Annotated in this window: 9 protein-coding genes; all 9 read left to right on the plus strand. The window is 68.6% G+C overall.

Features of this window, described 5'->3' with window-relative positions; translation table 11 throughout:
- Positions 1-4 precede the first annotated feature (4 nt).
- A complete protein-coding gene (locus tag QHF83_RS27270) occupies positions 5-5,590 on the plus strand; it encodes a type I polyketide synthase (protein WP_282420881.1) in 5,586 nt (1,861 codons plus the stop codon).
- Positions 5,587-6,441 (plus strand): 3-hydroxyacyl-CoA dehydrogenase NAD-binding domain-containing protein, encoded by an 855-nt coding sequence (locus tag QHF83_RS27275; RefSeq protein WP_282420882.1) that lies wholly within the window; start codon positions 5,587-5,589, stop codon positions 6,439-6,441. Before QHF83_RS27270 ends, QHF83_RS27275 begins: the two co-directional genes overlap by 4 nt.
- Positions 6,442-6,487: 46 nt before the next feature.
- Positions 6,488-6,748: a phosphopantetheine-binding protein gene (locus tag QHF83_RS27280; RefSeq protein ID WP_282420883.1), complete on the plus strand. Its 261-nt coding sequence runs from the start codon at positions 6,488-6,490 to the stop codon at positions 6,746-6,748.
- The gene (locus QHF83_RS27285) at positions 6,745-7,902 is read left to right on the plus strand and encodes an acyl-CoA dehydrogenase family protein (protein WP_282420884.1); all 1,158 of its coding nucleotides are present in this window, start codon (positions 6,745-6,747) and stop codon (positions 7,900-7,902) included. Before QHF83_RS27280 ends, QHF83_RS27285 begins: the two co-directional genes overlap by 4 nt.
- Before the next feature lie 5 nt (positions 7,903-7,907).
- Positions 7,908-8,969 (plus strand): HAD-IIIC family phosphatase, encoded by a 1,062-nt coding sequence (locus QHF83_RS27290; protein ID WP_282420885.1) that lies wholly within the window; start codon positions 7,908-7,910, stop codon positions 8,967-8,969.
- A complete protein-coding gene (locus QHF83_RS27295; protein WP_282420886.1) occupies positions 8,966-13,084 on the plus strand; it encodes a non-ribosomal peptide synthetase in 4,119 nt (1,372 codons plus the stop codon). The genes QHF83_RS27290 and QHF83_RS27295 overlap by 4 nt, the downstream gene beginning before the upstream one ends.
- A 36-nt stretch (positions 13,085-13,120) precedes the next feature.
- Complete coding sequence (locus QHF83_RS27300; RefSeq protein WP_282420887.1) at positions 13,121-14,740, plus strand: FAD-binding oxidoreductase; 1,620 nt, start codon at positions 13,121-13,123, stop codon at positions 14,738-14,740.
- 56 nt (positions 14,741-14,796) lie between these two features.
- The gene (locus QHF83_RS27305; protein WP_282420888.1) at positions 14,797-16,227 is read left to right on the plus strand and encodes a cytochrome P450; all 1,431 of its coding nucleotides are present in this window, start codon (positions 14,797-14,799) and stop codon (positions 16,225-16,227) included.
- Positions 16,228-16,780: 553 nt separating this feature from the next.
- Positions 16,781-20,761 (plus strand): serine/threonine-protein kinase PknK (locus tag QHF83_RS27310; RefSeq protein WP_282420889.1); only part of this gene is annotated, 3,981 nt, incomplete at its 3' end.

The raw sequence follows: 20,761 nt of genomic DNA on the forward strand, positions 1-20,761 counted from the left end.
CACCATGAACGAACCGCTGCTCAAGCTCGTCCAGAATCTTTCTCCGGAGAAACGCGCCCTGCTCGCGGGGCTGCTCGCCTCGGCGCCGGAGCCCATCGCCATCGTCGGGATCGGCTGCCGCTTCCCTGGCGGCGTGCATGGCCCCGACGCGTTCTGGGAATTGCTGCGTGAAGGCCGCAACGCCATCACCGAGGTCCCGCCGGATCGCTGGGACAACGACGCGTACTTCGATCCAGACCCGAGCGTTCCTGGCCGCACCTACGTCCGCCACGGCGGCTTCATCGGCCGCGCCGACGAGTTCGACGCCGAATTCTTCGGCATCTTGCCCGTGGAGGCGCGCCGCATGGATCCGCTGCAGCGCTTGCTCCTCGAGGTCGCCTGGGAGGCGCTCGAGCACGGCGGCCAGAGCCCCACGCAGATCGCGGGCAGCGAGACCGGCGTGTTCATCGGCATGGGCGACAGCGAGTACATGCTGATGCAGGTCGACGTCGCAGACCCGACCAGCATCGACGACGCCTTCATCTCGACCGGCTGCCCCTCGAGCATGGGCCCGGGGCGCCTTTCGTACCTGCTCGACCTCAAAGGGCCGAGCGTCGCCGTGGACACGGCCTGCTCGTCCTCGCTCGTGGCCGTGCACCTCGCCTGCCAGAGCTTGCGGCAGAAGGAGTGCTCGATGGCGCTCGCTGGCGGCGTCAACCTCATCCTCTCGCCGGTCTCGACGCTCATCTCCTCCAAGCTCATGGCCATGGCCCCCGACGGCCGCTGCAAGGCCTTCGCCGAGGGCGCCGACGGCTTCGTTCGCGGCGAGGGCTGCGGCGTCATCGTCCTCAAGCGCCTCTCGGACGCGCTCGCCGCAGGCGACAACGTCCTCGCGCTGATCCTCGGCTCCGCCGTCAACCAGGATGGCAAGAGCAGCAGCCTCACGGCGCCGAACGGCCTCGCCCAGCAGGAGGTCGTCGAGAAGGCCCTGGCGAGCGCCGGCGTGGCCCCGGCGCGCGTCGGCTACGTCGAGGCGCACGGCACGGGCACGGCGCTCGGCGACCCGATCGAGGTGCAGGCCCTCGGCACCGTGCTCGGCAAGGAGCGCCCCAAAGAGCAGCCGTTCCTCCTCGGCTCGGTGAAGGCGAACATCGGCCACCTGGAGACGGCCGCCGGCGTCGCCAGCCTGATCAAGGCCGTGCTCTGCCTCCAACACGGCGAGATTCCGGCCCAGCTCCACGTCGAGCGGCTCAACCAGCACGTGCTCTGGGACGAGCTGCCCGTCACCGTGCCGACCGCGCTCACGAAGTGGACGGCGCCTTCGGACGGGCCGCGCATCGCGGGCGTGAGCTCGTTCGGCTTCAGCGGCACCAACGCGCACATCGTGCTGCAACAGGCGCCCGCGCAGGCCGCGCCCGCTCCTTCCCGCGCCCACCAGCTCCTCACGCTATCGGCGCGCACGCCCCAGGCGCTCGAGCAGCTCACCGATCAGCTCGTCGAGCACCTCGAGCGGCACCCGGAGCAGGCTCTCGCGGACGTCGCCTACACCTCTACGCTCGGCCGCGCCGCGTTGCCGCACCGGCGCACGCTGGTTTGCCGCGACCCCGAAGACGCGATCGCCGCCTTGAAGACGCGTGATCCCAAGCGCCTGTTCACCGCCCTCGCGCATGGCGGCGAGCGCCCCGTCGTGTTCATGTTCCCCGGTCTCGGTGAGCAGTACGTCGGGATGGGGCTCGAGCTCTACCGCACCGAGCCCGTCTTCCGCGAGCACCTCGACGCATGCGCGGCCCTGCTCGCGACGCATTTGCGGATGGACATCCGCAGCCAGCTCTACCCCGAGGGCGAGCGCGCCCCGAGCCGCTCTCCCTCGGTCGGGCTCGATCTGCGGCGCATGGTGCTCGGCAGTGGCGGCGCGCCCGAGGAGGACGCGGCCTCCGCCGCCCTCAACCGTACCGTGTGCGCGCAGCCGGCGATCTTCGCGATCGAGTACGCACTCGCCCGGCTCCTCATGGCCTGGGGCATCCAGCCGAAGGAGATGATCGGCTACAGCATCGGCGAGTACGTGGCCGCTTGCCTCGCTTCCGTGCTGTCGCTCGCGGACGCGGCGGCGCTCGTCGCGCGGCGGGCCCTGGTCATCCAGGAGCTGCCGGCGGGCGCCATGCTCGGCGTGCCGCTGCCCCGCGAGGAGATCCTGCCCCTGCTCGGCGAGGAGCTTTCGCTGTCGGGCAGCAACACGCCCTCGCTTGGCGTCGTGGCGGGCCCGGAAGGCGCCATCCAGGCGTTCGAGCGAGCCTTGACGGCCAAGGGCGTGCCTTACCGGCGGCTGCGCACGACGCACGCCTTCCACTCGAAGATGATGACCCCCGCGGCCGCGCCGCTGCTCGATCTGGTCCGCCGCTTCGAGCTCTCCCCGCCGAAGATCCCGTACCTGTCGAATGTCACCGGCACCTGGATCACGCCCGAGCAGGCCACGTCGCCCGACTACTGGGCCGCGCACCTGTGCCAGGAGGTGCGCTTCTCCGAGGGGATCGCGCAGATCGTGAAGCGCGATCGCCGCGTGCTGCTCGAGGTCGGCCCCGGGCAAACCCTGTGCAGCTTCGCCATGCAGCAGCCGCAGGACGCGGCCGGCGGCACCATCACCTTGCCGACGCTGCGCAGCTCCTACGATCGCCAGCCCGACGTCGCCTTCCTGCAGAAGACCCTGGGCAGGCTCTGGCAGATCGGCGTGCCGATCGATGGGCGGGCGTACTACGCGGGCGAGTCGCGCCGCCGCGTCCCCTTGCCGACCTATCCATTCGACCGCCGGCCTCACTGGTTCGCGCGCCCGCAGGCGATGGCCGCCGCGCGCGGCCGAGGCACGAACCCTTCGGGCAGGCGCCCGCTCGACCAGTGGTTTTACACGCCCTCGTTCAAGCGCGCCAACCTGCCCGCCACGCTCCAGGGCGAGCTCGGGCGGGTGCTGCTCTTCGCCGACGCAGGCCAGGCCGCGGCGCTCTCGGCGAATCTGCGCGAGCGGGGCGCCGAGGTCATCACGGTCGCGCCCGGGCTCGCGTTCACCCGGGATCCGGCGGGCGGCTACACCATCGACCCGCGTCGGCCCGAGGACTACCGCAGCCTCTTCGGCGACCTCTGGGCGCGGGGCGTGATGCCGTCGGCGCTCGTCCACACCTGGATGATCGCCCCGGAGGCGCTCGACCCCACCGCCTCCGAGGTCGATCGCGCCCTCGATTTCGGGTTCTACAGCCTCGTCTTCGCGGTGCAGGCCATCGACGAAGTCGCGACCCAGGAGCCCATGCGGCTCGTCGTCTTCTCGACCGGCCTGCAAGCGGTCACGGGCGACGAAGAGCTCCATCCGGCGAGGGCGCTCGTCCTCGGGCCCTGCAAGGTCATCCCGCAGGAGTACCGCTCCCTGTCGTGCAGCAGCGTCGACGTCGAGCCGTCGTCGGCGCGGCCTGACCGGGTGCCCTCGCTCGCCGAGCGGATCGTCGCCGAGCTGCGCGCGGGCGTGACGAGCCCGGCCGTGGCCTATCGAGGCGCGCACCGCTGGGAGCAGACCTTCGAGCCCGCCGCGCTCCAAGCGGCCCGGGGCGTCAGCACGAGGCTGCGCCCGGGAGGAGTGTATCTCATCACCGGCGGCCTCGGCGGCGTCGGGCTGGCGCTCGCGGAGTACATGGCGCGTGAGGCTCGGGTGAAGCTCGTGCTCGTCGGGCGCGCGCCGCTGCCCGCGCGCGAGGACTGGGACGCGTGGTTCGCTTCCCACGAGGCCACCGACCCCACGAGCCACAAGCTGCGGCAGATCCGCGCCCTCGAGGCGCTCGGGGCCGAAGTCCTCGCGTTGTCCGCGGACGTCTCCGACGCGACGGATCTCACCCGTGCCATCGAGCAGGCGCGCGCCAGGTTCGGAAAGGTCCACGGCGTCATTCACGCCGCCGGCGAGTTCGGCGGCAACCTGATCCAGCTCAAGACCCGCGAAGAGATGGCGCGCGTCCTCGCCCCCAAGGTGCGCGGCGCGCTCCTGCTCGAGCAGCTCCTGCGCGACGCGCCGCCCGATTTCTTCGTCGTCTGCTCCTCGCTCACCGGCGTCGTCGGCGGCCCTGGCCAGGTCGATTACGTCGCAGCGAACGCGTTCCTCGACGCGTTTGCCCAGGAGCGCGCCGCAGCTGGTTTCCCCGCGCTCTCCATCAACTGGGACGACTGGAAGGACGTGGGGGCTGCGTTCAAGATCGGCGGCCCGCGCGATTTCGTCGAATGGCGGCGGGAGCATTACAAGCTCGCCATGCGCACCGAGGAAGGCGTCGAGGTCTTCCGGCGCGCCATGGAGAGCCGATGGCCGCAGGTGCTCGTATCGACGCGAGAGCTCGCGCCGCGCATGGAAGAGCTCGACCGCATGACGGCCGAGGCCAACCTGCAAACCTTCGGCCAGAAGTTCCGCACCGGTCGGCAGCGCCCCGCGCTCGGCAATACCTATGTCGCCCCGCGGAGCGATCTCGAGCGGCGGCTCGTCGAGATCTGGCAGAGCCTGCTCAATGTCGAGCCCGTGGGTGTGCACGACGATTTCTCCGAGCTCGGCGGCCACTCGCTCGTCGCGACCCAGCTCGTGGGCCGGCTGCGCGAGGCATTCCGGGTCGATTTCCCGCTGCGCCGCGTCTTCGAGGCGCCGACCATCGCCGAGCTCGGCAGGGTCATCGAGGAGCACCTCGTCGCGCGCGTACAAGCGCTCGCGCCCGAGGAGGTCGAGCGACGCCTGTCCGCGCAGAGCGAGGCGAAGCCCGCGCGGGAGGCGGCGCTCGTCAAGCGCTACACGCTGCCGAACGGAATGGAGATCCGGCACCAGAGCAAGGCCGAGACCGACCATTTCTACGACGACATCTTCGTCAAGCACGTCTATTACAAGAACGGCATTCGCCTCGACGAGGGCGCCGTCGTCCTCGACGTCGGTGCGAACATCGGCATGTTCACGCTCTTCGTCGGCAAGGTTTGCCCGAGCGCGCGTGTGTACTCGTTCGAGCCGGCGCCGCCGGTCTTCGAGATCCTGCGCGAAAACGTCGAGCGGCACGGCGTCCGCGCCACGCTGCTGAACCAGGGCGTGTCGGATCGCCCGAAGACGGCGGAGCTCACGTTCTACCCGAACTCCTCGGGCATGTCGTCGTTCCACGCCGATCTCGAGGAGGAGCAGCAGGTCTTCCGGGCCATTCTCGCCAATCAGGTCCGGGGCGGCGTCGCGGGGATGGGCGAGGTGATGGATCACCTCGACGATCTCGTGCAGGAGCGGTTCCGCAGCCAGACCTTCACCTGCCGGCTGGGGAGCCTCTCCGAGGCCATCCGCGAGCACGCGCTCGAGCGCATCGACCTCGTGAAGATCGACGTCCAGAAGTGCGAGCTCGAGGTCCTCGCCGGCATCGACGAGGCCGATTGGCCTCGAATCCAGCAGATGGCGATCGAGGTCCACGACATCGACGGAGGGCTCGCGCGGGCGCGATCGATGCTGGAGGGGCACGGCTTCTCGGTGATCGCCGAGCAGGACGATCTGTACGAGGGCTCCCCGATTTACAACGTTTATGCCGTGCGCCCGGGCCGAGGCGCCGCGGCGAGCAAGGAGGGCCATTCGTGAGCATCGAGATCGTGGGCGTGGTCGGAGCGGGCGTGATGGGCGTCGGGGTCGCGCAGAACCTCGCCCAGACGGGGCATCGCGTCATCCTGGTCGATAGTTCCGAGGAGCGGCTGCGGCGCGTGGGCGACGAGATCCGCCAGGGGATCCGCTCGCAGCTCCTCCTCAAGAAGGTGAAGCTCGCCGAGAGCCCCGAGCAAATCCTCGAGCGCGTGACCCGGACGAGTGATTTCGCGAAGCTCGCCGAGGCGCAGTTCGTCATCGAGAACGTGACCGAGAGCTGGGAAATCAAAAAGCCGGTCTGGGAGCAGCTCGATCGCATCTGCCCCGCCGAGACCGTGCTCGCGGCGAACACCTCGGCGATCTCGATCACGCGATTCGGGTCCGTGACCCGCCGCCCCGACAAGGTGGTCGGCATTCATTTCATGAACCCGGTGCCGATGAAGCGCATGGTCGAGGTGATTCGCGGCTTTCACACCTCGAACGAGACCATCGAGACGACGCGGGCGGTGCTCGGGGCGATGGGCAAGGAGCTCGTCGTCGTCGAGGATTCGCCCGGCTTCGTGTCGAACCGGGTCCTCATGCTGACGATCAACGAGGCGATCTTCCTGGTCCAGGACCGGGTCGCCTCGGCGGAGGACGTCGACCGGATCTTCAAGGGCTGTTTCGGTCACCCGATGGGCCCGCTCGAGACCGGGGATCTCATCGGGCTCGACACGATCCTCCTGTCCCTGGAGGTCCTGTACGAGAGCTTCAACGACAGCAAATACAGGCCCTGTCCTCTGCTCCGCAAGATGGTGGATGCCGGCCTTCACGGCCGGAAGAGCGGACGGGGCTTCTATCATTATGCCTGAAATCCGCGATGCCAACGCGGCGCCGCCCAGCCCGAGGAATGGAAAGATGTCGGAGCCCAAAGAACTCGTACGGTCCTTCATTCTACGCAGTTGCCGTGGCCAGAGCCTCGCGGACGGAGACGACATCTTCGCCCTCGGCCTGGTGAACTCGCTCTTCGCGATGCAGCTCGTGACGTTCGTCGAGAGCCAGTTCGACCTCAGGGTCGAAAACGAGGACCTCGACGTCGACAATTTCAGGACGGTGGACGCGATCGCTGCGCTCGTCGCGCGCAAAAAGGGCGCGGCTTCGAGCACGCAGGACGCTTGAACGGCGCGATGGAGTCGACGATGGAGTGGACCGAGCAGCAAGCGCGATTCCGGGAGGAGGTTCGCGCATTCGTGAACGAGCACGTACGATTGCACGCCGACGCGTGGGACCGCGACGAGACCATGCCGCGCGCGGTGATCGAGGCGCTCGCGGCCCGGGGCTACCTTGGCTCGCTCGCGCCACGGGAATCCGGGGGGCGGGGCGACGACGCGCTCACCTTTGGCGTGCTCAACGACGAACTCGGGCGCGGCTGCTCGTCGCTCCGCAGCCTGCTCACGGTCCACTCGATGGTCGTCCACGCGGTCGGCCGCTGGGGCAGCCGCGCGCAGCGGGAGCGCTTGCTGCCGCGGCTCGCCTCGGGCGCGACGCTCGGCGCGTTTTGCCTGAGCGAGCCCGCCGTGGGCAGCGACGCCAGAAGCATCGAGACGACCGCCGTCGAGCGGGGCGACGTCTATGTGCTCGACGGGCACAAACGCTGGGTGACCTTCGGAGAGATCGCCGACCTCTTCATGGTTTTTGCCCAATCGAATGGCGCGCCCCTGGCCCTGCTCGTCGAGGCCGACCGCGCCGGCCTCACGCGTCGGCCCATCCGGGGGATGCTCGGCACCCGCGCTTCCATGCTTGCCGAGATCCACTTCTCGGGCTGCGAAGTGCCGAAGGACAACCTCCTCGCGAGGCCGGGCTTCGGCGTCTCGCACGTCGCGCAATCGGCGCTCGATTGGGGTCGTTACAGCGTCGCCTGGGGCTCGGTCGGCATCGCGGAGGCGTGTCTCTCTGCCTCGCTCCGTTATGCCGACGAGCGCCACCAGTTCGGCGCGCCGCTCCGGGATCACCAGCTCATCCGCCGAATGATCTCCGACATGCTGGTCCAGACCAGGGCGGCGGCGCTGCTCTGTTGGAACGCCGGTCGCCTCAAGGATCGCCGCGACCCGCGGGCGCTCATGGAGACATCCATGGCGAAATACTTCGCCTCGCAGGCGGCTACGCGCGCGGCCAGCGACGCGGTGCAGATCCACGGCGCCAACGGCTGCAGCGGCGATTACCCCGTCGCGCGATTGCTGCGCGACGCCAAGATCATGGAGATCATCGAGGGGAGCAACCAGATCCACCAGATCACGCTCGCTGATCATGCATATCAATCGAACGAGGCATGACCGTCATGGATGACGAAAAGACGAAGACGATCAAGTGCGTGGTATGGGATCTCGACAACACCCTGTGGCGTGGGGTGCTGCTCGAGGACGAGAACGTCACGCTCCGGCCGAACGTCAAGGACATCATCGAGACGCTGGACCGCCGCGGCATCTTGCAGTCCGTCGCCAGCAAGAACGCGCCGGAGGTGGCGCTGCGCAAGCTCGAGCAGCTCGGGCTCGAGCCGTATTTCCTCCACCCGCAGATCGGCTGGGGCTCCAAGGTCCAATCCATCGAGTCGATTGCCAAGGCGCTCAACATCGGGATCGACACCATCGGCTTCATCGATGACGACCCGTACGAGCGCGGCGAGGTCTCCTTCTCCTTGCCTTCCGTGCGCTGCATCGACGCGGCCGATATCGACGGCCTGCTCGACATGGCCGCCATGAACCCGCGCTTCATCACGGAGGATTCGGCACGACGGCGCCTCATGTACCTGAGCGACATGAAGCGCCAGCAAGCCGAGGAGAGCTTCACAGGCCCGAAGGAGGAGTTCCTCGCCACGCTTGGCATGGTCTTCACCATCGCCCGCGCCCGCGAGGAGGATCTGCGCCGCGCCGAGGAGCTGACGCTCCGGACGAACCAGCTCAACACGACCGGCGTCACCTATTCGTACGACCAGCTCCGCGAGCTCATGGACTCCGATCGGCACGAGCTCTTGATCGCGAGCCTGACCGATGGACATGGCGATTACGGCAAGATTGGGCTCGCGCTCATCCAGCGCGAGCCCGGCGTCTGGATCATCCAGCTCCTGCTCATGTCGTGCCGGGTCATGTCACGGGGCTGCGGATCGATCCTCTTACATTACATCATGGCCGAAGCCAAGCGCGCCGGCGTGAAGCTCCGCTCCGAGTTCGTCGAAACCGATCGAAATCGGATGATGTTCGTGACGTATCGCTTCGCTGGCTTCCGCGAGTTCGAGCGGAACGGCCCCCGATATTGCCTCGAGAACGATCTCGAGCGGGTCCAGGAGCCGCCCCCCTATATCCGCGTCATCACCCCCGAGAACGGCGAGGTTTTCGCGACGTGACCACGGATAGCACCGACAGGCGCGCCGAGCTCACGCCGGACCAGCGAGCGCTGCTCGATTGCTGGCTGCAGGGGCAATTTCCCGAGGAGGAGGCGGCGGCGCGGCTCCGACCCGTGACCGAGGGCGCGCAGGGACTGGCATCCTTCGCGCAGGAGCGGCTGTGGTTTCTGGAGCGGCTGCACCCCGGCGCGCCCATTTACAACGAGCCGCTCGCCCTGCATCTCTGCGGCGCGCTCGACGCCCCGGCGCTCGCGGATGCGCTCGGTCGGCTCGTCGGGCGCCACGAGGTGCTGAGGACGACGTATTCGATGAAGGACGGCTGCCTCCATCAGATCGTGGCTCCGCCCGCGCCCGTGCCGTTGCCGATCACCGATCTCCAGGATGCGCCTGCCGAGGAACGGCTATCCATTGCGACGAGCCATTGCGTCGCGGAGTCGAAGCGCGCCTTCGAGCTCGCAGCCGGCCCGGTTTTCCGTGCGCGCCTCTTCCGTATCGGCGAAGCGGAGCACCTCCTGCTCCTCGTCATCCATCACATCGCCTGCGACGGCTGGTCGCTCAGTATCCTCGCACGCGAGCTCGGCGCGTATTATGCCGCGGCGTGCCGGCGCGAGCCCGCGCGCCTGCCCGAGCTCGGCCTGCGCTACATGGACTTCGCCCAGTGGCAGCGGCAATGGCTGAACAGCCGGGCCGCCCGCGAAGCGCGTGCCGCCTTGCAGGCGCGGCTGTCGGACGTCCCGACACTCACACTGCTCACCGACCACCCGCGCCCGCCCGTGCAGGGGCACGCGGGGGCGACACACGTGTTCACGCTGCCGGCGGCGCTCTCGGAGCGGCTCACCTCGCTTTGCCGTGCGCGTGGCGTCACCCTGTTCATGGCGCTGCTCACGGGGTTTTTCGCACTGCTCCACCGCTACACGGGCCAGGACGACATCGCTGTGGGCACGCCCGTCGCGGGTCGCGGCCGGACCGAGCTCGAGCCGCTGGTCGGCTTTTTCGTCAACATGCTCGTGCTGCGCGCGGACCTGTCGGCAGAGCCCACGTTCGCCGAGCTCTTGGAGCGCGTCCGCGAGGTCACGCTCGCGGCGCACGCGACCGCGGAGTTCCCGTTCGACAAACTCGTCGAGGCGCTCCAGCCGACACGCGATCCGAGCCGCCAGCCGCTCTTCCAGGTGATGTTCGGGCTCCACAATGTCGCGCAGTCCGATCTCGATCTGCCGGGCCTGCACGTGAGCGCCATCGACATCGATCGGGGGGCCTCGAAATTCGACCTCGCCCTCTACATGGTCGAGCGCCCCGAGGGCCTGCGCGGCCTGCTCGAATACAGCACCGATCTCTTCGAGGCCGGCACCATCGCTCGGATGGCGAACCATCTCGTGCGGCTGCTCGAGCGCATGGTGGACAACCCGGACAAACCGATTTCCCGTGTCGACCTGCTCGCGCCCGAGGAGCGCCGGCAGCTCCTCGAAACGTGGAACCCGCGCGTGAAGCCTTCGTCGGACGGTGCTTGCATTCACGAGCTCATCGAGGCGCAGGCCGCGCGGCGCCCCGATGCGCCGGCCCTCGCCACCGGGGACGAGCGGCTCTCCTATGCCGAGCTGAACCGCCGTGCCAACCTCCTCGCGCACCGCCTGCGTGCCGAGGGCGTGGGCCCCGAGGTCCCGGTCGGCATCTGCATGCAACGCTCGCCGGGGATGATCATTGCGGTGCTTGCCGTGCTGAAGGCCGGCGGCGCCTATGTGCCCCTCGATCCTGCCTATCCATCCGCGCGCCTCGCGCTCATGCTGCGGGAGAGCGGGGCCCCCCTCCTGCTCACCCAGCGGCCCACGCGCGGCGCGTTCCCCGAGACGGCGGCGCGTGTGCACTGCATCGAGGACCTCGTCGCCGACGCGCGGCCGGAGCACGCCGAGAATCCGCCGCCCATTGCGTGCGCCGACCACCCCGCGTACATCATCTTCACCTCCGGCTCGACGGGGACCCCCAAGGGCGTCGTCGTGCTCCACCGGGGATTGTGCGCCATCGTCGAGGCGGAGACCCGTGCATTCGAGGTCGGGCCCGAGAGCCGTTTGTTGCAGTATGCCTCGCTCTCCTTCGACGCCTCGGCAGCCGAGATCTTTCGTGCGCTCACGGCGGGGGCGACGCTCTGGCTCGGCCCTCCTGAACCCGTGCTGGCTGGCCCTCTGCTCTTGCGGCTGCTCGCTGAAGCCGAGATCTCGGTGGTCACGCTCCCGCCCTCGGTGCTGGCCACGCTCGAACCGACGGAGCTACCGGCGCTGCGCGTGCTCGCGGTCGCCGGTGAGGCCTGCCCAGCCGCGCTCGTCCGCAAATGGGCCAAGGGCCGACGTTTTCTCAATGTTTATGGTCCCACGGAGACGAGCATCGGGGCAACCTTTTGGGTCTGCGATGACCCTGACCTCGGCGACGGTCGCTCGCCGCCCATTGGCCGCCCGTTTCCGCACGTCGCCGTCTACGTGCTCGATCACCACCGACAGCCCGTGCCCATCGGGGTGCCGGCAGAGGTGTACATCGGCGGCCATGGCGTGGCGCGTGGCTACCTGAACCGGCCCGAATGGACGGTCGAGCGTTTCTTGCCCGATCCCTTTGCTTTCGAGCCGTCGGCGCGAATGTACCGCACCGGCGATCGGGCCCGCTACCTGCCGGACGGCACGCTCGAATTCCTCGGACGAACCGATGGACAGGTGAAGCTGCGCGGCATGCGCGTCGATCTCGGCGAGATAGAGGCGGTGCTCCAGGACCACCCGGCCGTCCAGCAAGCGGTGGTGCAAGCCCACGAGGACGCTCCGGGTGACGCGCGCCTGTGCGCATACGTCGAGCTCGGCTCGAAGCGCGCCGGGGACGCCGAGGCGATTGACGAGCTGCGCCGTTACCTGAGCGAACGGCTGCCGCGCCATTTCATCCCCTCCGCCTTCGTCCTCCTCGACGAAGTGCCTCGCACGCCGAGCGGCAAGGTCGACCGCCGGGCGCTACCCCGGCCGGATCGAGGCAGGAGCGACGAGCGCCCGAAGAAAGACCAGCCGCGCGACGAGCTCGAGGGGGCGCTCGTGCAGATCTGGGAGGAGACCATCGGCGTGCGGCCCATCGGGATCCGAGACGATTTTTTTGTCCTGGGTGGCCACTCGCTGCTCGCCGTGCGCCTCTTGAACCGGATTCGCCAACGCTTCGACCGCGATCTGCCCATCGCGCAGCTCTTGCAATTCCCCACGGTCGAGCACCTCGCGCACCTCTTGCGGCAGGGGGGGCCATCCCCGCAGCGCACGCTGCTCGTCCCGCTGAATGCGAGCGGCGACGAACCGGCATTTTTCTGCGTGCATCCCGTGGGCGGAAATGTGCTCTGCTACGTGGAGCTCGCGCGGCTGCTCGGCCCGGAGCGGCCTTTTTATGGTATCGTTGCACCGGGCCTCCAGGGCGAGCGGCAGCCCTGCACCTCGATCGAACAGATGGCCGCCCTCTACATCGAGGCCATGCGCGAGCGGCAGCCCCACGGCCCCTATCTGCTCGGCGGCTGGTCGATGGGCGGCTGCATTGCGTTCGAAATGGCAAACCAGCTCGTCGCGATGGGCGAGGAGGTCGCGCTCCTCGCGCTTTTCGACACCCATGCCCCGACCCCCATCGATCTGCCCGACGGGATCGACGAGGTCGCGCTCGTGTCGTTGCTGGTCTCGGATCTGGCGCAGCAGGCCGAGCAGCCGATGCCGCCCGGGCTCGAAGAGGCGCTCGAACGCACGGAGCCCCATGCGCGGCGGCAGGTCGTGCTCGCGTCCGCCCGGGCAGCCGGCCTCTTGCCCCCCGACGTCGAGCCCGCCGAGCTCGATCCCTTGATCGCTGTCTTCGAGGCCAACGTGCTGGCGCATTGCCGTTATCGGCCGACGCCTTATTCGGGCCGGATCACCCTGCTGCGGGCAGGCGACCCCAATGCGTGGGACGCTGGCAGCCCGGACCTCGGGTGGGGGGATTTGGCCCGGGGAGGCATCGACATGGAAGTGATTCCTGCAACCCATTACTCACTTCTCCGCCGGCATGTCGGGGCGCTCGAGGAACGGCTCCGAACGCGCCTTTCGGCCGCGGTGCGCCAAGGGCGCGATCGCGCGGCGAGCTGAGCACTGGCACCCACAACGACCTGGAAGGAACGGCCCATGCCCGACATTCAAGCAGCGCTCACGGCTTTTCGACGTGCCATCGGCGACGAGCACGTGCGCACCGACGAGACCACCCTGACCGCAGTGCAGAGGGCGACCTTCGCCACGACCCAGAGCGCCCCCGCGGTGCTCCGGCCGGCGAACCGCGAGGAGGTCCAGGCCTGCGTCCGGATCGCCAATGAGCACAAGATCGCCCTCTATCCGATCAGCACGGGCAAGAACTGGGGATACGGCTCCAGCGTGCCTGCGCGCGACGGGAGCATGATCCTCGATCTCGGCCGCCTGAACCGCATCGTCGATTTCAGCGAGGAGCTCGCGTACATCACGGTGGAGCCGGGTGTCACGATGCAACAGGTGTACGAGCACCTGAAGGCACGTGGCTCGAAGCGGATGGTGAGCGTGACCGGCAGCGCGCCGCATACCAGCTTGATCGGCAACGTCTGCGATCGCGGGATCGGAGCCGGGATCAACTCGGACCGCGCTGCGAACATCTGCGATCTCGAGGTCGTGTTGCCCACGGGCGAGCTCGTCCGAACGGGCTTCGGCCGCTTCGCCGGCGCCAAGACTGCGCGTGTCTATCGCTGGGGGGTCGGCCCCTACCTCGACGGCCTGTTCACCCAATCGAACCTCGGTGTCGTAACCCAGATGACCTTCTGGCTCGCGCCGGTGCCCGAGCATTACGAGGTCTTCTTCTTCCGGATTCACGACGAGTCGCGCCTCGCAGGCGTGGTCGACGCAATCCGGGAGCTCAAGCTTCGGGGGATTCCGCGGACCAGCATCGCCCTCTGGAACGATTACAAGCTCCTCTCGGGCCGGCAGCAATACCCGTGGGAGGAGGCCGGCGGGCAGACCCCGCTGCCTCATGCGTTGCTGGAGCGAATGCGGCGCAAGTGGGGCGGCGGCATCTGGCTCGGGGGCGGGGCCATCTTCGCGTCGACCAAGGAGCAGGTGAAAGCGGAGCGCGACGCCATTCGCAGGGCGCTCGTCGGGCGCGTCGACAAGCTGACCTTCCTCGATCGGACGGCGGCGACCGTTGCCCGCGCCCTGCGCGCCCCCGTCGCGCGGCTGACCGGCTTCGACCTTGGCCAGATCGTGGAAGCCTACGAAGCGACGCCGCACCTCGGCATTCCGATGCCGCACAATATCCGCAGCGCTTACTGGCGGAAGCGTTCCCCCGCGCCCGCCGATCTCGATCCGGATCGCGATCGCTGCGGCGCCATCTGGTTCAGCCCGGCCGTGCCCGCCACCGGCGCGGATCTCGCGGTCGCGGCGGAGGCGATCAAGCGCGGAGCGCTCGCGCACCGGTTCGAGCCCAACATTGCGATGATCCTGTCGGCCGAGCGCTGCGTGAACATCGTCGCCGCGCTCGTTTACGATCGGGAAACGAAAGGAGAGGATGAGCGGGCCATGGCCTGCTACCGCGAGTTGTTCCGGAGCTTCACCGAGCAAGGGTATTACCCGTACCGGCTGGGCCTCCAATCGATGGAGTCTCTGCCGGCGTCGCAGGGTGGCTATGGTAAGCTGATGAACGCGCTCAAGAGAGCGCTGGATCCGAACGACATCCTCTCGCCCGGGCGCTACGACTTCCGTCACGAATGGCCTGACGGCGGCGCCTGATTCATGAATTGCGCTTGCGCATTGGAGGGCTTCGGTTAAGGTGGCGCCGCACCATGATGAACGACGTTCTTGACCTCTCCCAAACGAACCTTCCCCGACCTTGGCCTCTACCGTTGCTCGGCTCGAAGCTGCATCTGGCGCGGTTCTTCCAGGACCCCATCAGCAGCCTTCTGACTCTGTATCGCGACCACGGTTCGACGGTCCTGCTTTCGGAGCGGCGCCCGGCGATCGTCTGCGCGTTCGGCGCCGAGAACAACCGCCAGATCCTCACGGACACGGAGACCTTTCACAATTACAGCACGTCCCTGGTCAAGACACCGCCCAACAGCGCGGCGTCACGCCTCCCGTTCTGGATGCCGGCCCTCAATGGGGAGGCGCACCGCCGCCGCCGAAGGCTCGTGATGCCGCTCTTCAGCAGGAGCACGGTCGAGGGATATCGCGACATCATGGCGACCCTCGGCGAGCGGCTCATCTCCGAGTGGCGCGTCGGGCAAACGGTCAACCTGACCGGTGAAATGGTGCGGATCACCTTGCCGGTCTTCCTGCGCTGCGTCTACGGCCTCGAGTTCACCAAGGACGCCGTGCCCATCGCGCACCTGGCGATGGACTTCCTCGACGGCATGGGCTCCCTCCCCGCCATCCTCCTGCCGTTCAATGTCCCCGGGCTTCCCTACCACCATTTCCTGCGGACCTGCGAGCTCCTCGAGAAAGAGATCCAGGGCTTCATCCGCGAGCGGCGCGAAAACCCCACGAACGCGAGCAACGACCTGCTCTCGCTCCTGCTCCAGAGCCGCGACGAGGAAGGAAACGCATTGTCCGAGCCGGAGGTGGTGGCCGAGGTCAACGGCCTCTTCGTCGCCGGGCACGAGACCACCGCGAATACGCTGGCGTGGACGCTTTTCTTGCTGGCGCAGCACCCGCGCGTCCATGCCGACCTGCTCGACGAGCTCACGTCGGTCTTGCACGGCGACGCGCCCACGGTCGAGCAGCTCAACCAATTGCCGCTCCTCGACGCGGTCGTGAAGGAGAGCATGCGCTTGCTCCCTGCGATTCCCCTGCTGTTCCTGCGAAAAACCTCCAGGGATGTCGCGCTCGGGCGACACACGCTGCCCGAGGGGACCACGGTCGCGCTGAGCCCCCTCGTCTCACACCACGCGCCGGACGTGTTCCCCGAGCCGCGGCGATTCCGGCCGGAGCGCTGGAGCACCCTCAAGCCGTCGCCGTACGAATACATGCCCTTCGGCGCTGGCCCGCGGCTATGCGTCGGCACCGCCTTCTCGATGCTGGAGCTGCGCATCCTGCTGGCGCTGATCGTGCAGCGCTATCGGCTTGCGCTCGTGCCAGGGACGGTCATGAACCCCAAGGTGCGGAGCGTCGTCATGGGGCTTTCGCGCGACATCGCGGTGCGTGTCGTACGACAAGACCGCAACTTCGAGCCCCCGATGCGCGTGGAGGGGACGATCCGCAATCTCGTGGACCTGTCGTAGCTCGACCCTTTCCGCCGTCACCGCGGGGAAAGGCGAGGGGGCGCACGCCTCCCTCGCCCCTCTCCCGGGACTGAGCATTGGTCTCATCTGGGAGCCGCTGCGCTGGGGCGTTGCCCCAGGCCCCACCGGGGCTATCCGCCCCTGGACCCGGACCAGCGCAAGCGCTGGACCCGGGGTCGATGAACTGCGCTCCCGCGCAGTTCATCGAACAGGCCAGGTCAAGACCAAGGACGACCCTGCCCATCAAAACCGCTTCAACGGGCAACGTGCCCGCCGCCAGCGTGCAATGCACCCTCATTGTCTTGCCACCGGCCTGTGGGAAGAACTGCGCATCGCGCAGTTCTTCCCCAAATGGTCCAGGGCTTGCCCTGGTTCGGGTCGAGGGGCGAACAGCCCCCGCGGGGCCCGGGGCAGCGCCCCGGCGCGGCGGTTTGAAGAGTCGCACGAACTCTGCGTGGGCCAAACTCCGCCGGTGCCAAGTCACCCCCTTTGGGATATAAACGTAACTGGTCGTAGTGCGTCGCCTTGACGGGGCGAGCGAGCAAGGTTTTCGATGATCGTCGGGAGAGGCTACGCGCTCCGCGAGAAGATCGAGGAAGCCGCCGATTTTACCCTGTACCGCGCGTGCCGCGAGGGCGACGGCGTCCCGGTCTTGCTGAAAATCCTGCGCGCGGAAAGAGCGACCGGCGCCGAGGTCGCGCGCTTCAAGCACCAGTACGAGCGCATCGCGCGCCTGGCCTCGCCCCGCCTCGTCGCGCTGCGCGGCGTCGAGGCGCTCGCCGGCTCCTTGATCGTCGCCCTCGAGGACTTCCCGGGCAGCGATCTCGCGCGGATCCTCGCCGCGCGCCCATCACGCAGGATGCCGGTCGGCGAAGCGCTCGATCTCGCGGCTGCGCTCGCCGAAGGTCTCGCCGTGGTGCACGCGGCCGGGCTCGTCCACCGCGATCTGCGCCCGCAGAACGTGCTCGTCGGCGCGCGCGGCGCGGTCAAGATCAATAGCTTCGGCGTCGACGCCGAGGTCACCCACGCGCACGAACGGCTCTACGCGCCGGCGGTCATCGCCGACGTGCTGCCCTACGTCTCCCCCGAGCAGACCGGGCGCATGAACCGCGGCGTCGACTACCGGACCGACCTCTACGCGCTCGGCGTCATCCTGTACCAGATGCTCACGGGTCAGCGCCCCTTCGAGGCCCTGGACCCGATGGAGCTCATTCACGCGCACCTCGCCCTCGCGCCCGCGCCGCCGTCCTGCGTCGATCCGACGATCCCCGAGGCCGTCTCCGACGTCGTGCTCAAGCTGCTCGCGAAGAACGCCGAGGAGCGTTACCAGAGCGCCGAGGGCCTGCTCGCCGACCTCGAGCGCTGCCGCGAGGCCCTGCGGGGCACGGGGACGATCGAGCCCTTCGTCGCGGGCCAGCGCGATCGTCAGGACCTCTTCCGGATCCACCAGAAGCTCTATGGCCGCGAGCATGACATCGAGGCGCTCACCGCCGCGTTCGAGCGCGCGCTCGAGGGGAGCCGTGAGATCGTCCTCGTCTCCGGCTACTCGGGCATCGGCAAATCCTCGCTCGTGCACGAGATCTTGAAACCACTCGCGCGGCAGAAGGGCTATTTCACGAGCGGCAAATACGACCAGTACAACCGCGACGCGCCCTACAGCGCGGTGATCCAGGCGTTCGACGGCCTCGTGCGGCAGATCCTCACCGAGAGCGAGGCGCGCATCCTCCGCTTTCGGAGCGCGATCCTCGAGGCGCTCGGGCCGAACGCGCAGGTCGTCTGCGACGTCATCCCCTCGCTCTCGCACGTGCTTGGCCCGCAGCCGCCCGTCCCGGCGCTCGGCCCGATCGAGGCGCAAAACCGCCTGAACCGGTGCTTCTTGCTCTTCGTCTCGGTGTTCGCGCGGCACGCGCACCCGCTCGTCCTGTTCCTCGACGATCTGCAGTGGATCGACCCCGCGAGCCTCGGGCTGCTCCGCGCGCTCCTCGCCGACGACTCGCTCGAGGCGCTCTTTTTCTGCGGCGCTTACCGTGACAACGAGGTATCGCCCGGGCACCCGTTCGTCCTGGCGATCGAGGAGCTCGAGCAAGCCGGGCTCGTCGTGCGCGACATCGTCCTCGCCCCGCTCGCGCGCCCGCACCTGCTCGAGATGCTCTCGGATAGCCTCAAGCGCAGCGACTGTGGGCCGCTCGCCGATGCGGTGCTGAAGAAGACCGGCGGCAACCCGTTCTTCGTCAAGCAGTTCGTCCGGTCGCTGCACGACCACGGCGTCCTCGCGTACGCAGCCGGATCAGGCTGGCGCTGGGACCTCGCCGCGATCGACGCGCTCGGGTACACGGACAACGTCGTCGACCTCATGGTGCGCACCATCGCGCGCCTGCCGCCGGCGACGGAGAAGGCGCTCAACCTCGCCGCGGCGATCGGCAACCGGTTCGACCTCGACGTGCTCGCCGCGGTGAACGAGTGCTCGCCGGAAGACGCGTACGCCCGCCTCGATCCCGCCGTGAGCGAGGGACTCGTGATCGCCGGGCGCGGCGGCTACCGCTTCGCCCATGACAAGGTCCAGGAGGGCGCCTACGCCATGATCCCGGTGGCCGACCGGCCCGCCTTCCACCTCCGGATCGGCCGGCTGCTCGCGGGCAAGCTGGACCTCTCGGAGAGCCAGAACCTCTTCGACGTCGTCGGCCACCTGAACAGCGCAGGCGACCTGGTGTCGGACCCCGCGGAGCGCCTGCGCCTCGCCCGCATGAGCCTCGAGGCCGCCTGCCGCGCCGAGGACGCGGCCGCCTTCGGCGCCGCCCTGCGTTATCTGGAGCTCAGCCTCCCGCGCCTTCCGGAGGACGCCTGGACGTCGCAGTACCGGCTCCGCCTCGAGTACGCGATGAAGATCGGCCTCATGCTCTCGCTCTGCGGCCGGCATGACGACGCCCTCGCGCTCCTCTCCGATTGCCTGGAGCACGCCGCGAGCCGGCTCGATCGCACCGAGGTGCTGCGGCTCAAGATGAACGTGCAGGTGCTCAAGAACGACCTGCCCGCCGCGCTCGCGGAGGGGCTTGCGGCCCTGCGCCCGTTCGGGATCGACCTGCCCCCGTTCCCCGATGAAGCCACGCTCGACGCCCAGATCAGGGCGACCATGGATCTGGTCCAGGAAAAGACGCTCTCGGTGCTGCCAGACCTGCCGCCGCTCGCGGACCCGGAGATCCACGCCATGCAGGACGTGCTCCAGGAGCTCTTCGGTCCCTGCTACTTCCTGGCCACGCGCAACTTCGGCATCACGGTCGCGAAGATCCTCGAGAACACGTTCCGCCACGGGCTGTCGAAGAATGCGATCTACGGGTGCGTGAACTTCGGGATGTTCCTCTGCGCGCGGGGCGACATCGAGCTCGGCTATCGGTTCGGGCGCGCTGCCGTGGCGCTCGCCGAGCAGCACCCCGACAAGAAATCCGAGTCGATGCTGTGCAACATGTGGGGCGCCTTCGTCCAGCACTGGAAGGAGGGCTATTCCGCCTGCAGGGAGCCGCTGCTCGTCGGCATGCACGTCGGGCTCGAGACCGGCCAGTACATCTGGTCGTTCTACAACACGGTCAACACCATCACGAACAGCCTCCTGCGCGGCCTCCCGCTCGCCGACCTCCTCGCCGAGGCGAAGAGCTACGCGCCGATGCGCAAGCTCGACCAGTTCAACGCCATCACCTGGATGGTCGGCGCGGTCGGACAGGTCGCGCAAAAGCTCTCGGTCGAGACCGCGCACCCAGCCACGCTCGAGGGCGAGTGGGTCGACATCGACGAGGTGATCGAGGAGTCCCGCCGCATCGACAACCAGGCCTCGTTCTTCTTCGCCCACTTCTACATCGTGGTCCTCTGCGTCTTCCAGGGCGTGTTCGAAGAAGCCGCGCGCGCCGCGCTCTTGCCGAACATCGAGATCCCTGCCGTGCAGGCCTGGCACGGCACCCCCGCGTTCCATTGCTACGCGGGCATCGCGTTCACGCAGGCGGCGGACGTCGTCGCCCCCGAGGAGCGCGCGCTCTTCCTCGCCCGCGCCGAGGTCTTTGCCGAAAAACTCTCGCGCTGGGCGGACCTCTGCCCGGAGAACTTCGGGCACCGCCGCGCCCTCCTCCTCGCCGAGCTCGAGCGCGCCCGCGGCGACGCGCGCGCCGCCGGGGATCGCTACGACGAGGCGATCGCCCTCGCGCAGCGCGGCGGCTATCTCCACGACGAGGCGCTCGGCAATGAGCTCGCGGGCCTCTGCTTCCGCGCGCTCGGCAAGGAAACCATCGCCGGCGCCTACCTGACCAAGGCGCACAGGGCGTACGGCCGCTGGGGCGCGACCGAGGCGATGCGGCGCCTCGAGCGCTCCTACCCCGACCTCGTCCCGTGCGAGATCCTCCGCGGCGCGAGGGGCCTGGGGGCCGCCGCGCTCGACATCGGCTCGGTGCTCAAGGCTTCCCAGGCCATCTCGGGCGAGATCGTCCTCGACCGCCTGCTCGACGCGCTCATGCGCATCCTGGTCGAGAACGCCGGCGCGCGGCGCGGCGTC

This window comes from Polyangium sp. 15x6, assembly GCF_029960785.1.
Classification (GTDB): Bacteria; Myxococcota_A; Polyangia; order Polyangiales; family Polyangiaceae; genus Polyangium.